This is a genomic window from Streptomyces sp. KL2 (genome assembly GCF_046529545.1).
In the GTDB taxonomy this organism is placed as follows: Bacteria; Actinomycetota; Actinomycetes; order Streptomycetales; family Streptomycetaceae; genus Streptomyces; species Streptomyces radiopugnans.
The window spans coordinates 4,060,140-4,074,184 of record NZ_CP127170.1; the positions used below are offsets into that span (position 1 = coordinate 4,060,140).

A 14,045-nucleotide genomic window follows, 5' to 3' on the forward strand; every position below is an offset into this window, starting at 1 on the left:
GCGACTGTGATTGCGACGGAGACGCAGTGAGCAACATTCCCGAGACCGGGCGCACCCCCCGGGTCACCATCCGGCTGGTCGCCATCCAGATCCTGGTCTTCTCCCTGATGCTCACCCTCGGCGGGCGGCTGTGGTACCTCCAGATCCGCAACGGCGAGGAGTACGCCGAGAAGGCCGCGGGCAACCATGTGCAGCAGGTCGTCCAGCCCGCCGTACGCGGCGCCATCCTCGACGCGCGCGGTGTGCCGCTGGCCGACAACGAGACCCGGCTGGTGGTCTCCGCCAGCCGCACCGAACTGATGAAGATGGACGACGGCGGCAAGGCCGTCCTCACCCGGCTCGCCGACGTCCTGGACATGACGTACAAGGAGGTCTCCGAGAAGATCCGCCTGTGCGACGCGGAGACCCCGCAACCCTGCTGGAACGGCTCGCCCTACCAGCCGATCCCGGTGACCGACGAGGCCACCACGCAGCAGGCCCTCCAGATCCGCGAGCGGCAGGAGGACTTCCCCGGCATCACCGCCGAGCCCGTCGCCGTCCGCCGCTACCCGGCCCCGTACGGCGCCCGGACCGCTCAGGTCCTCGGCTACCTCTCGCCCGTCACCGACGAGGAGATCGCACAGACCAAGGACACCGACTCCCCGCTGCTCAGCTCCGACCAGATCGGCCGCTCCGGCCTGGAGCGCCAGTACGACGCGGCGCTGCGCGGCGACGCGGGCGTGACGCGCTACAAGGTGGACAACCTCGGCCGCGTCATCGGGGAGGCCGAGAACGACAAGGGCGAGCCCGGCTCCTCCCTCGTCACCAGCATCGACGCGCGCGTCCAGGCCATCGCCGAGAAGGAGCTGGTCAAGGCGATGAAGGAGGCGCGCAAGCAGCACGACCGCAACACCAACCGCAACTACGAGGCGGACGCGGGCGCGGTCGTGGTGATGGAGGCCAGGACGGGCCGGATCGTGGCGATGGCCTCCGCGCCGGACTACGACCCCAACGCCTGGGTCGGCGGCATCTCCGCCAAGGACTACGCCAGGCTCACCGGCAAGAAGTCCAACTACCCGCTGCTCAACCGGGCCATCCAGGGACAGGCCGCACCCGGATCGATCTTCAAGGTGATCCCGACCGCCGCGGCCGTCAAGGCCGGCTACGACTTCGACGGGCGCTACAACTGCTCGTCCTCGTACAGCATCGGCGGCCAGGTCTTCAAGAACTTCGAGTCGCAGAACCACGGCATGATCGACCTCGGCCGCGCGCTGGAGGTCTCCTGCGACACCGTCTACTACGCCCTGGCACACCAGGAGTGGAAGAAGGACGGCGGCGCCAAGCCCAAGAAGAACCCCGACGACTGGTTCTACAAGATGGCCCACGAGTTCGGCCTCGGCAAGCGCACCGGGATCGACCTGCCCAACGAGGTCACCGGCCGTGTGCCCGACCGCAAGTGGAAGCAGGAGTACTGGGAGGCCAACAAGGACGCCTGGTGCAAGTACGGCAAGAAGGGCGGGGACTACGTCGAGCAGATCGCGTACGAGAACTGCCTGGAGGGCAACAGGCTGCGCGCCGGCGACAGCGTCAACTACTCCATCGGACAGGGCGACACGCTGGTGACGCCCATTCAGATGGCGGTCGTCTACGCGGCCCTGAGCAACGGCGGCACCATGTACGAGCCCACCGTCGGAAAGGCCGTCATCAGCCCCGACGGCAAGAGCGTCGAGGAGATCGAGCCGAAGAAGCGCGGCAGGCTGCCGATGGACGCCAAGACCCTGCACCAGACCGACAAGGCGCTGGAGGGCGTGGCCACCCGCGGCACCGCGGCCTGGCGCTTCGCCGACACCGGCTGGCCGCAGAAGGAGATCCCCATGCACGCCAAGACCGGTACGGCCGAGGTCTACGGCAAGCAGACCACCTCGTGGTTCGCGACCTACACCGACGAGTACGCGATCGTCATGACGATCTCCCAGGGCGGTACCGGCTCGGGCGCCTCCGGCCCCGCGGTGCGCGCGATCTACGACGCGCTGTACGGCGTGGGCGAGGACGGGAAGATCGACAAGAAGAAGGCACTGCTGCCGAAACCGCAGAAGAAGCTTCCCGGGATCAACCCGGACGGCACCATCGAGGCCCTGCGCCAGAAGGGCTTCAAGCCGTGAGCACCCACTCCTACACCGGAAAGCCCTGGCAGGAGCGCTCCGCATGGAGCAGGCTGACGGCCCGTGACTCCGTCCTGCGCCGCCTGGACTGGACGCTGCTGCTGGCCTGCGTGGCGCTGTCCGTCCTCGGCTCCCTGCTGGTGTGGTCCGCCACCCGCAACCGCACCGAGCTGAACGAGGGCGATCCGCAGCACTTCCTGTGGCGCCATCTGATCAGCCTCGCCATCGGCGTGGCGTTGGCCGTGGGCACCGTCTGGCTCGGCCACCGCAGGCTGCGCGGCGCGGTCCCGGTGCTGTACGTGCTGTCGGTGCTGCTCACCCTGCTCGTGCTCACCCCGCTCGGTGCGACGATCAACGGCCAGCGCGCCTGGCTGAACCTGGGCGCCGGTCTGTCGCTCCAGCCCGCCGAGTTCGCCAAGATCACCATCATCCTGGGCATGGCGGTGCTGCTCGCCGCCCAGGTGGACGCGGGCGACCGGCTCCATCCCGACCACCGCACGGTGGTACAGGCCCTCGCGCTGGCCGCGGTACCGATCGGGATCGTCATGCTGATGCCCGACATGGGCTCGGTGATGGTGCTGGTCGTGATCGTGCTGGGGGTGCTGCTGGCCTCCGGAGCGTCCAACCGCTGGATCATCGGCCTGCTGGCCGCGGGCGGCATCGGCGCGGTCCTGGTCTGGCAGCTCGGCGTGCTCGACGACTACCAGATCAACCGCTTCGCAGCCTTCGCCAACCCCGCGCTCGACCCGTCCGGCGCCGGCTACAACACCAACCAGGCCAGGATCGCCATCGGCTCGGGCGGCCTCTACGGCAAGGGGCTGTTCGAGGGCAGCCAGACCACCGGGCGGTTCGTCCCCGAGCAGCAGACCGACTTCGTCTTCACCGTCGCGGGCGAGGAACTGGGCTTCCTCGGCGCGGGCCTGATCATCCTCCTGGTGGGCGTGGTGCTGTGGCGCGCCTGCCGTATCGCACTGGAGACGACCGAGCTGTACGGCACCATCGTCGCCGCCGGGATCATCGCCTGGTTCGCCTTCCAGTCCTTCGAGAACATCGGGATGACCATGGGCATCATGCCGGTCGCCGGCCTGCCGCTGCCCTTCGTCAGCTACGGCGGCACCTCGATGTTCGCGGTCTGGATCGCCATCGGGCTGCTCCAGTCGATCCGGGTGCAGCGCCCGGTCTCCGCCTGAGCCCAGCGCCCCCGGTCCCCGGCCGTGCCCGCGCAACGGCCGCCCGCCGGTACGCGGGCACGGGGCCCGCCCCGGCAGGCGTTACGCTGGATGGTCACTCCCGTCCGCCGGCCAGGCGGTACGGCGGCCGGCCGCACGGCCGGCCGCTGAAAACCAGTAAATCCGGCAAACCCGGCGAACCCCAGCATCTGAGGACACCACCCATGCCTGTCGAGTCGGTCTTCCCGCGCCTGGAGGCCCTCCTCCCGCACGTCCAGAAGCCGATCCAGTACGTCGGCGGAGAGCTGAACTCCACCGTCAAGGACTGGGACGCCTGCGATGTCCGCTGGGCCCTGATGTACCCCGACGCCTACGAGGTCGGTCTGCCCAACCAGGGCGTCATGATCCTCTACGAGGTCCTCAACGAGCGCGAGGGCGTGCTCGCCGAGCGCACCTACAGCGTCTGGCCGGACCTGGAGAAGCTCATGCGCGAGCACCGGGTCCCGCAGTTCACCGTGGACGCCCACCGCCCGGTCGGCGCCTTCGACCTGTTCGGCGTCTCCTTCTCCACCGAGCTGGGCTACACCAACCTGCTCACCGCCCTCGACCTGGCCGGCATCCCGCTTCGGGCGGAGGACCGCGGCGTGGACCACCCGGTGGTCGTCGCCGGCGGACACGCCGCCTTCAATCCCGAGCCGATCGCCGACTACATCGACTGCGCGGTCATCGGCGACGGCGAGCAGGCCGTACTGGAGATCACCGAGATCACCCGGGCCTGGAAGGCCGAGGGCCGCCCCGGCGGCCGCGAGGAACTGCTGCTGCGCCTGGCGAAGACCGGCGGCGTGTACGTCCCCGGCTTCTACGACGTGGAGTACCTGCCCGACGGCCGTATCGCCCGCGTCGTACCCAACCGCTCCGGCGTCCCGTGGCGGGTGTCCAAGCACACCGTGATGGACCTCGACGAGTGGCCCTACCCCAAGCAGCCCCTGGTGCCGCTGGCCGAGACCGTCCACGAGCGGATGAGCGTGGAGATCTTCCGCGGCTGCACCCGCGGCTGCCGCTTCTGCCAGGCGGGCATGATCACCCGCCCGGTGCGCGAGCGCTCCATCACCGGCATCGGCGAGATGGTGGAGAAGGGTCTGAAGAACACCGGCTTCGAGGAGGTCGGCCTGCTGTCGCTGTCCTCGGCCGACCACAGCGAGATCGGCGACATCGCCAAGGGACTGGCCGACCGCTACGAGGACGACAAGATCGGCCTGTCGCTGCCCTCCACCCGGGTGGACGCCTTCAACATCGACCTGGCCAACGAGCTGACCCGCAACGGCCGCCGCTCCGGCCTCACCTTCGCCCCCGAGGGCGGCAGCGAGCGCATCCGCAAGGTCATCAACAAGATGGTCTCCGAGGACGACCTGATCCGCACCGTCGCCACCGCCTACGGCAACGGCTGGCGCCAGGTGAAGCTGTACTTCATGTGCGGCCTGCCCACCGAGACCGACGACGACGTGCTGCAGATCGCCGACATGGCCGCCAAGGTCATCTCCAAGGGCCGCGAGGTCTCCGGCTCCAACGACATCCGCTGCACCGTCTCCATCGGCGGCTTCGTGCCCAAGCCCCACACCCCCTTCCAGTGGGCGCCGCAGCTGTCGGCCGAGGAGACCGACGCCCGCCTGGAGAAGCTGCGCGAGAGGATCCGCGCCGACAAGCGATACGGCCGCTCCATCGGCTTCCGCTACCACGACGGCAAGCCCGGCATCGTCGAGGGCCTGCTCTCGCGCGGCGACCGGCGCGTCGGCGACGTCATCCGCGCCGTCTACGAGGCCGGCGGCCGCTTCGACGGCTGGCGCGAGCACTTCTCCTACGACCTGTGGATGGAGTGCGCCGAGCGCGCGCTGGCCCCCCACGGCGTGGACGTCGACTGGTACACCACGCGCGAGCGCACCTACGAGGAGGTCCTGCCCTGGGACCACCTCGACTCCGGCCTCGACAAGGACTGGCTGTGGGAGGACTGGCAGGACGCCCTCGACGAGACCGAGGTCGAGGACTGCCGCTGGACCCCCTGCTTCGACTGCGGCGTGTGCCCGGCGATGGACACCTCCATCCAGATCGGCCCGACGGGCAAGAAGCTGCTGCCGCTGACGGTCGTGAACAAGTAGCCGCCCGCCGCGCGGGCGTACGCGCCCCGCCTCCGGCCGGCGGACACCCGCTGGCCGGAGGCGGGGCGCGCTGACACACTGGCCGCATGCCCGAGCTGATCGTCCCCGACCCGCGTGTCCACGCCTCCTTCCTGGAGGCCGTGAAGGAGTTCGAGGCCGAGGGCCGGGGCGGGCCGGAGGACAACTCGATGGTCGGCCGCGACATCCTCCGGTACGGCGGACACTGGCACGATCCGGAGGTCTTCGCCGCGTACGCCGCCGCCGTCCGTGCCGACGCCGACGCCGACAGCCCGCGCCCCGAGGGCCACGTCCCGTGCACCACCCTGTGGTGGGCCGAGGGCGACACCTACCTCGGCCGCATAGCAATCCGCCACCGGCTCAACGGCTTCCTGCTCGACTACGGCGGCCACATCGGCTACGACGTCCGCGCCTCCGCCCGCCGCCGCGGCCACGCCACGGCGATGCTGCGCGCCGCCCTGCCCGTCGCGCACTCCCTGGGCATCGACCCGGTCCTGGTCACCTGCGACGACACCAACACCGCCTCCCGCCGCGTCATCGAGAAGTGCGGGGGTGTCTTCGAGGACCGGCGGGGGAAGAAACTGCGGTACTGGATCGCCACGGGACCGGCCGCGCCGCGGGCGCCGGGTGCCGGGCCGGGAGAGGGCGGAGCCGCCGGCGAGTAGGCTGGTGGGTAGGTACGGGCCTACCGGCCCCGCACCGGCGGGGACGGCCCGGCCGCCAGTGTTCGACCGAGGGGCGCTCGTCGCGCCACCCCGCAGCAAGGAGAAGGATCCTGGGCAAGCGACAGCCCGAAGGCCCGCCGCCCGCACCCGCGGTGCAGCGCATCCGCCTGCGTTACACCAAACGCGGCCGCCTCCGGTTCACCAGCCACCGCGACTTCCAGCGCGCTTTCGAGCGGGCGCTCCGCCGGGCCGAGGTGCCCATGGCGTACTCCGCGGGCTTCACCCCGCACCCGAAGGTCTCGTACGCGAACGCGGCGCCGACCGGCACGGGCAGCGAGGCCGAGTACCTGGAGATCGCCCTCACCGAGCGGCGCGACCCGGAGGTGCTGCGGCGGCTGCTCGACGAGTCGCTGCCCGACGGACTCGACGTCGTCGACGCGGTGGAGGCGCACACCAGCGGCTTCGCCGACCGTCTGACGGCCTCCCGCTGGGAGCTGCGGCTCGACGGGGTGGAGCCGGAGGAGGCGCGCAAGGCGGTGGAGGTCTTCCTCGCGGCGGACTCGGTCGAGGTCCGGAGGCAGACGAAGAAGGGCATGCGCACCTTCGACACGCGTGCCGCCGTGGCCTCGCTGGAGGTCGCCCCGACCGGGTCCGATAGGCCCGGCGACGGTCCCTGTGCGATACTGCGCCTGGTGGTACGGCACCTGACACCTGCCGTACGACCCGACGACGTCCTGTCCGGCCTCCGAGCTACGGCCGACCTGGCGCCGCCGGTCCCCGCAGCGGTGACCAGGCTGGCGCAGGGGCCGCTCGATGAGGAGACCGGCACGGTGACCGATCCGCTTGCGCCCGACCGCGACGCAACCCCCGCCGCGACGGTGCCGGACGGCACCGCGTAAGGCCGACGCCGCCGCGCCGCCGATGTGCGAGGCACCAGGGAGCCACCCGGGTCCGGCCGTCAGGCAGGCGCATCCACCAGCAGACTTTCGCCGTAGCCGGGCCCGAAGGCACGGAACCGGCGAGCGAGACGACAGCTCCCGTGCGGCGCCCGCGCCCCGGACAGCGGCCCGCGCACATCACGCGGAGCCCGGCCGGACCGAGGCGCGGCGCCCGGGAGCGTGAACGGGAGAACCGCCCGCATGCGCGAACCCATGGAGTCCGCGGAGCCCACATCCGCGGAGAACACCGAAACCACGCCCACAGCGTCCCCCGCGACCGGCACAGGAGCGGAAGCAGGGCAGGGCAGCCCCAGCGACACGCTGCCGCCGCGCCGGCGCCGCCGCGCCGTGTCCCGGCCGGCGGGACCGCCGGCGGCGGCCTCGGCCGAGCCCGAGGTCGTCACCGCGTCGGTCGCCGCCGCACCGGCCGGGGAGCCGTCGGCGCAGGCCGCGGAGCCCGCCGCCGCGTCCGAGCCCGCCGCCGAGCCCGCACCTGAGCCGGCCGCCGAGGCGCAGGCCGCGCCCGCGCGGCCCCGGCGCCGCGCCGTACGCCGGGCCTCCGCCCCGGCGGGCCCGCCGCAGGCGGCCGAGACGGTGGTGTCCGCGGAGCCCGCCGCCGAGACGGCCGAGACGCAGGCCGAGCCCACCGGTGCGCCCGAGCCCGCCGCGGCCGAGGAGCAGCCGGCCCCGGCGCGTACGCGCCGCCGTGCCACCCGCCGGGCCTCCGCCCCCGCGGGCCCGCCGCAGGCGGCCGGAGAAGGTGCGGAGCGAGAGGAGTCCGCACGGCAGGAGCCCGCCGCCGAAGCGGCGGAACCGGCCGAGTCCGTGGAGCCGGCCGCCGAGGAGCAGCCTGCGCCCGCCCGTGCCCGGCGGCGCACCCGCAGGACCGCCGAGAAGCCCGCTCAGCAGGAGTCCGCTCAGCAGGAGCCCGCACAGCAGGAGCCCGCACAGCAGGAGCCCGCCGCGGAACCGGAGCCCGCCGCCGAGGCGCCGGCCGAGGCCCCCGCCGAGACCGAGCGCCCCGCGAGGACCCGGAAGCCCGCGAAGGCCAAGGCGAGGGGCGGCAAGCCCGCGGAGGCGGAGGAGCCCGCGCGGGCCGAGGGGCCGGAGCGGTCCGAGGGGCCCGCCGCCGAGACCGAGCCCGCCGCTCCCCGGCGCGCCCGCAGGAAGCCGCAGATGGCACCGATGGCGGTGTTCCAGGCGCCCGTGTTCGCCGAGCCGGTCTTCCAGACCCCGGAGACCGCGGCCGCCGCCGCTGCCGAGTCCGCCGAGGACGAGGACGAGGAGGAGCCGGAGACCCCCGAGGAGTACGGGACCGGGGCCGAGACCGGCGGCAGCGCGGAGGCGGAGCGCGAGGAGCGCGCCGCTGCCCGCCGCCGTCGCCGCCGCCGCAGGAGCGGCGAGCCCGCCGAGCAGGAGGAGCGGGACGAGCAGCCCGCCGCCGGGGGCGCCGGCGCCGCCGAGGAGACCGCAGAGGCTCGGACCGGGGTCGGATCCGCCGAGGACACCGGCGAGGAGGACGAGGAGACCTACGGCCGGGGCGAGACCGACGAGGGCGAGGAGCGTCCCTCGCGCCGCCGCCGCCGTGGTGGGCGCCGCCGCCGTCGCGGCTCCGACGCCGAGGCGTCCGAGGACGCCGCCGAGGGCGAGGAGGGCGACGAGACCCGCGAGAGCACCGGGGAGAACGGGGGAGCGGCCACCGAGAACGGCCGGGAGGACGGGGAGCGGGACGAGGACGCGGAGGAGCACCAGGGCGCCTCCAGCAGCTCCTCGCGTCGCCGTCGCCGTCGCCGCCGCCGCAGCGGCGAGGCCGAGCCCCAGGCCGCCGAGGTGGCTCCGGACGACCCGGAGCGCACGGTCGTCAAGGTCCGCGAGCCGCGGAAGAAGAAGGACGAGCCGTCCGAGAGCGCCGACGGCGTGCAGTCCATCAAGGGCTCCACCCGTCTGGAGGCCAAGAAGCAGCGCCGCCGCGAGGGCCGTGAGCAGGGGCGCCGCCGCGTCCCGATCATCACCGAGGCCGAGTTCCTGGCCCGCCGCGAGGCCGTCGAGCGCGTCATGGTCGTCCGCCAGAGCGGCGAGCGCACCCAGATCGGGGTGCTGGAGGACGGTGTCCTCGTCGAGCACTTCGTCAACAAGGAGCAGGCCACCAGCTACGTCGGCAACGTCTACCTGGGCAAGGTCCAGAACGTCCTGCCGTCGATGGAGGCCGCCTTCGTCGACATCGGCAAGGGGCGCAACGCCGTCCTGTACGCCGGTGAGGTGAACTTCGAGGCGCTGGGCCTGTCCGGCGGTCCGCGCCGCATCGAGACCGCGCTCAAGTCCGGCCAGTCCGTCCTGGTCCAGGTGACCAAGGACCCCATCGGCCACAAGGGCGCCCGGCTGACCAGCCAGGTCTCCCTCCCCGGCCGCTACCTGGTCTACGTGCCCGAGGGCTCGATGACCGGCATCAGCCGCAAGCTGCCGGACACCGAGCGGGCCCGGCTCAAGCAGATCCTCAAGCGGATCGTCCCCGAGGACGCGGGCGTCATCGTCCGCACCGCCGCCGAGGGCGCCAGCGAGGACGAGCTGCGCCGCGACGTCGAGCGGCTCCAGGCGCAGTGGGAGGACATCCAGAAGAAGGCCCGCAAGGGCGGCGCGCCGACGCTGCTCTACGGGGAGCCGGACATGACCGTCCGCGTCGTCCGCGACATCTTCAACGAGGACTTCTCCAAGGTCGTCATCAGCGGTGACCAGGCCTGGGAGACGATCCACGGGTACGTCTCGCACGTCGCGCCCGACCTGGCCGACCGGCTCCAGCGATGGACCTCCGAGGTGGACGTCTTCGCCACCTACCGGATCGACGAGCAGCTGATGAAGGCGCTGGACCGCAAGGTCTGGCTGCCCAGCGGCGGATCGCTGGTCATCGACCGCACCGAGGCGATGGTCGTGATCGACGTCAACACCGGCAAGTTCACCGGCCAGGGCGGCAACCTGGAGGAGACGGTCACCAGGAACAACCTGGAGGCGGCCGAGGAGATCGTGCGCCAGCTCAGGCTGCGCGACCTCGGCGGCATCATCGTGATCGACTTCATCGACATGGTGCTGGAGTCCAACCGCGACCTGGTCATGCGGCGCCTGCTGGAGTGCCTGGGCCGTGACCGCACCAAGCACCAGGTGGCCGAGGTCACCTCGCTGGGGCTGGTCCAGATGACGCGCAAGCGGGTCGGCCAGGGGCTGCTGGAGTCCTTCTCCGAGACCTGTGTGCACTGCAACGGCCGGGGCCTGATCGTCCACATGGACCAGGTGCAGACCCAGGGCGGCGGCGGTGGCGGCAAGCGCGGCAGGAAGAAGGGCAAGGCCGCGGGCCAGCAGCCCGAGGCTCCCGCCGAGGCGCCTGCCGCCGAGATGCCGGCCGAGGCCCCGGAGGAGGAGACGGCGGCCGAGACGCCCGCCGAGGTGGCGGCGGAGGCCGCCGAGCCCGCGGCGCTGCCGGAGCCGGAGTTCGTCCCGGACGAGGAGCTGTACAGCAGCGCCGCCGAGGCCGAGGAGGCCGCCCGGCGCGGCCGCAGGCGGCGGCGCGCCGGTGGCCGCAAGGTGTCGGCTCCGGCGGGTCCGCCGAAGGCGGCTGCCGAGGCGGAGGCCGCGGTGACGGTGGTTCCGGCCGCCGAGCAGGCGCCGCAGGCGCCCGCGGAGGAGGCGGCCGAGGCAGCCGAGGCGGCCGAGGCGGCCGAGCCCGAGGCGGTCCCGGTCGAGGAGGCCCCGGTCGAGGCCGCCGTGCCCGAGCCGGCTGCGGAGGAGACCGCGCCGCGTACCCGGCGCCGTGGTGCGCGCAAGGTGTCGGCTCCGGCGGGTCCGCCGAGGGCGGCTGCCGAGGCGGAGGCCGCGGTGACGGTGGTTCCGGCCGCCGAGCAGGCGCCGCAGGCGCCCGCGGAGGAGCCGGCCGAGGCGGCCGAGCCCGAGGAGGCCCCGGTCGAGGCCGCTCCGCCGGCCCGTCCCCGCCGCCGTGTGGTGCGCCGTGCGGCCGCTCCGGCCGGTTCTCCCGAGGCGGCCGAGATCACCGAGCCCGCGGTCCCGTCCGCCGGGCCCGCCGCGGAACCGGAGCCCGCCGCCGAGGCGCCGGCCGAGGTCCCCGCGGAAGCCTCCTCGGAGACCGTCGCGGAGGAAGCCGCCGAGGAAGCCGCCCCGGCGAAGAAGGCGGCCGCCAAGAAGACGGCGGCGAAGAAGGCCACCACCAAGACCGCCGCCAAGAAGGCGACGGCGAAGAAGGCCACCACCAAGACCGCCGCCAAGAAGACGGCGGCGAAGAAGGCCACCACCAAGACCGCCGCCAAGAAGACGGCGGCGAAGAAGGCCACCACCAAGACCGCCGCCAAGAAGACGGCCGCCCGCAAGACCGCGGCGGCCGAGCAGCAGGGCCCGTCGTCCGTCTCGGCCCCGGCCGAGGACTGACGGACCGGACCGGCCCCGGACGCCCATCGGCGTCCGGGGCCGGTTTGACCCCCCGCGGCAAAGCCCCGTAACCTTGACCGTCGCGGCGTGTCGATGGACACGCCAGGCTCCTGAGCAAATCCCTCCACGCACTCCGCGAGGTGTCGCGTGAGCGCGAGGAGAGGCCGCTCAATCCACTCGGATCCGCACGGGCCGTGCCCGTGGCGAGCGGCTGGCATCAGGGGCTCCACCCACGAGCGAGAGAGAGTTCCGCGTGTACGCGATCGTGCGCACCGGCGGCCGCCAGCAGAAGGTGTCCGTCGGCGACGTCATTGAGGTTGACCGTATCTCCACCAGCAAGGTCGGCGACAGCGTCGAGCTCTCGACCCTGCTCATCGTCGATGGCGACGCGGTCACCAGCGACCCGTGGGTCCTGGCCGGTGTGAAGGTTCACGCCGAGGTCGTGGACCACCACAAGGGTGCCAAGATCGACATCATGAAGTACAAGAACAAGACCGGTTACCGCAAGCGGATCGGTCACCGTCAGCTGCACACCGCGCTGAAGATCACCGGTATCGACGCCCCGGCGACGAAGTAAGGGACTGAGGAGAGATGGCACACAAGAAGGGCGCATCGTCCACTCGGAACGGTCGTGACTCCAACGCCCAGCGGCTCGGCGTGAAGCGTTTCGGCGGTCAGGTCGTCAACGCGGGCGAGATCCTGGTCCGCCAGCGCGGCACCCACTTCCACCCGGGCTCCGGCGTGGGCCGCGGCGGCGACGACACCCTGTTCGCGCTGGCCGCCGGTGCGGTGCAGTTCGGCACCTCCCGCGGCCGCAAGGTCGTGAACATCGTCCCGGTCGCCGAGTAACCACCGGCTCCGGTACGACCCGCAGCACCCTCCGAGGGCGGACCGCCTCCCGTCCGTACGTGCCCCGCGCGTACGGACGGGGAAGCGGTTCCGCCCTCGGCGCGTTGCAAGAAGTAGTGGAGGGCGGCCCGCCGCGCGCCGCACCGCCGCACCGGTGCGGCACCCCCGGCGGGCCGCACCCCGCAATCCGCACACCCCTCGAACACCAGCCTGGAGGCACCCGTCATGACCACCTTCGTGGACCGCGTCGAACTGCACGTCGCCGCGGGTAACGGAGGCCACGGCTGTGCCTCCGTCCACCGTGAGAAGTTCAAGCCGCTGGGCGGCCCGGACGGCGGCAACGGCGGCCGGGGCGGCGATGTGATCCTCGTCGTCGACCAGTCCGTGACCACGCTGCTGGAGTACCACCACACCCCGCACCGCCGGGCGACCAACGGCAAGCCCGGCGAGGGCGGCAACCGTTCGGGCGCGGACGGCAAGGACCTGGTGCTGACCGTCCCGGACGGCACGGTCGTCCTGGACCGGCAGGGCAACGTGCTCGCCGACCTCGTCGGCCAGGGCACCACCTTCGTCGCCGGACGCGGCGGACGCGGCGGCCTGGGCAACGCCGCGCTGGCCTCGGCCCGCCGCAAGGCGCCGGGCTTCGCCCTGCTGGGCGAGCCGGGTGAGACCCGCGACATCGTCCTGGAGCTGAAGACGGTGGCGGACGTGGCCCTGGTCGGTTACCCGTCGGCGGGCAAGTCGTCCCTGATCTCCGTCCTCTCCGCCGCCAAGCCGAAGATCGCCGACTACCCCTTCACCACCCTGGTGCCCAACCTGGGCGTGGTGACGGCCGGCGCGACCGTCTACACCATCGCCGACGTGCCCGGCCTGATCCCCGGCGCCAGCCAGGGCAAGGGGCTGGGACTGGAGTTCCTGCGCCACGTGGAGCGCTGCGAGGTCCTGGTCCACGTGCTGGACTGCGCGACGCTGGAGTCCGAGCGCGACCCGGTGACCGACCTCGACGTCATCGAGGCCGAGCTGGCCCAGTACGGCGGCCTGGACGGCCGTCCGCGCGTGGTGGTGCTCAACAAGGTGGACATCCCCGACGGCCAGGACCTGGCCGACATCATCCGCCCCGACCTGGAGGCGCGCGGCTACCCGGTCTTCGAGGTCTCGGCCGTCAGCCGCAAGGGGCTCAGGGAGCTGTCCTACGCCCTGGCGGGGATCGTGGAGGAGGCGCGCGCGGCCAGGCCGAAGGAGGAGGCGACCCGTATCGTCATCCGCCCCCAGGCCGTGGACGACGCGGGCTTCACCGTCACACAGGAGGGCGACGGTTTCTTCCGGGTGCGCGGCGAGAAGCCGGAGCGCTGGGTGCGCCAGACCGACTTCAGCAACGACGAGGCCGTCGGCTACCTCGCCGACCGGCTCAACCGCCTCGGTGTCGAGGACGAGCTGATGAAGGCGGGCGCCCGCGAGGGCGACGGCGTGGCCATCGGGCCGGACGAGGACGCGGTCGTCTTCGACTGGGAGCCCTCGGTGGCCGCGGGCGCGGAGATGCTCGGCCGCCGCGGCGAGGACCACCGGATGGACACCATCCGCCCGGCCGCCCAGCGCCGCCGCGACCGCGAGGCGGAGCGCGACGAGGCCCTGCGCGCGTACGAGGACTTCGACCCCTTCGAGGAGTAGGAGCGGCGCGGTACGG

9 protein-coding genes are annotated in these 14,045 nt (G+C 72.7%); all 9 read left to right on the top strand.

Features of this window, described 5'->3' with window-relative positions; translation table 11 throughout:
- Window positions 1-26 precede the first annotated feature (26 nt).
- The 9 genes from mrdA to obgE all read left to right on the top strand — a co-directional run bounded on the left by mrdA (window position 27) and on the right by obgE (window position 14,029).
- Entirely contained in the window at window positions 27-2,141 is a 2,115-nt protein-coding gene (mrdA, locus tag QPK52_RS18275; protein WP_410538553.1) for a penicillin-binding protein 2, read from the top strand.
- The gene (rodA, locus tag QPK52_RS18280) at window positions 2,138-3,331 is read left to right on the top strand and encodes a rod shape-determining protein RodA (protein WP_410538554.1); all 1,194 of its coding nucleotides are present in this window, start codon (window positions 2,138-2,140) and stop codon (window positions 3,329-3,331) included. The genes mrdA and rodA overlap by 4 nt, the downstream gene beginning before the upstream one ends.
- Window positions 3,332-3,534: 203 nt before the next feature.
- Window positions 3,535-5,463, top strand: coding sequence for a TIGR03960 family B12-binding radical SAM protein (locus QPK52_RS18285; protein ID WP_410538555.1), 1,929 nt, complete (start codon window positions 3,535-3,537; stop codon window positions 5,461-5,463).
- Window positions 5,464-5,549: 86 nt separating this feature from the next.
- The gene (locus tag QPK52_RS18290; protein ID WP_410538556.1) at window positions 5,550-6,146 is read left to right on the top strand and encodes a GNAT family N-acetyltransferase; all 597 of its coding nucleotides are present in this window, start codon (window positions 5,550-5,552) and stop codon (window positions 6,144-6,146) included.
- A gap of 152 nt (window positions 6,147-6,298) precedes the next feature.
- Window positions 6,299-7,045, top strand: coding sequence for a TIGR03936 family radical SAM-associated protein (locus QPK52_RS18295; RefSeq protein ID WP_410538557.1), 747 nt, complete (start codon window positions 6,299-6,301; stop codon window positions 7,043-7,045).
- A gap of 240 nt (window positions 7,046-7,285) precedes the next feature.
- Window positions 7,286-11,512, top strand: coding sequence for an Rne/Rng family ribonuclease (locus tag QPK52_RS18300; RefSeq protein ID WP_410538558.1), 4,227 nt, complete (start codon window positions 7,286-7,288; stop codon window positions 11,510-11,512).
- Between the two features lie 253 nt (window positions 11,513-11,765).
- Entirely contained in the window at window positions 11,766-12,089 is a 324-nt protein-coding gene (rplU, locus tag QPK52_RS18305) for a 50S ribosomal protein L21 (RefSeq protein WP_093654483.1), read from the top strand.
- 14 nt (window positions 12,090-12,103) lie between these two features.
- On the top strand, window positions 12,104-12,361 hold the full coding sequence (rpmA, locus tag QPK52_RS18310) for a 50S ribosomal protein L27 (protein ID WP_065959305.1): 258 nt from the start codon (window positions 12,104-12,106) through the stop codon (window positions 12,359-12,361).
- A 225-nt stretch (window positions 12,362-12,586) separates the two neighbouring features.
- Window positions 12,587-14,029: a GTPase ObgE gene (gene obgE, locus QPK52_RS18315; protein WP_410538559.1), complete on the top strand. Its 1,443-nt coding sequence runs from the start codon at window positions 12,587-12,589 to the stop codon at window positions 14,027-14,029.
- Window positions 14,030-14,045 lie beyond the last annotated feature (16 nt).

Bases quoted from the DNA above. Each gene is read 5' to 3' on its own strand.
- QPK52_RS18300 (WP_410538558.1), top strand. From the start codon at position 7,286: ATGCGCGAACCCATGGAGTCCGCGGAGCCCACATCCGCGGAGAACACC.
- QPK52_RS18290 (WP_410538556.1), top strand. From the start codon at position 5,550: ATGCCCGAGCTGATCGTCCCCGACCCGCGTGTCCACGCCTCCTTCCTG.
- obgE (WP_410538559.1), top strand. From the start codon at position 12,587: ATGACCACCTTCGTGGACCGCGTCGAACTGCACGTCGCCGCGGGTAAC.
- QPK52_RS18285 (WP_410538555.1), top strand. From the start codon at position 3,535: ATGCCTGTCGAGTCGGTCTTCCCGCGCCTGGAGGCCCTCCTCCCGCAC.
- rpmA (WP_065959305.1), top strand. From the start codon at position 12,104: ATGGCACACAAGAAGGGCGCATCGTCCACTCGGAACGGTCGTGACTCC.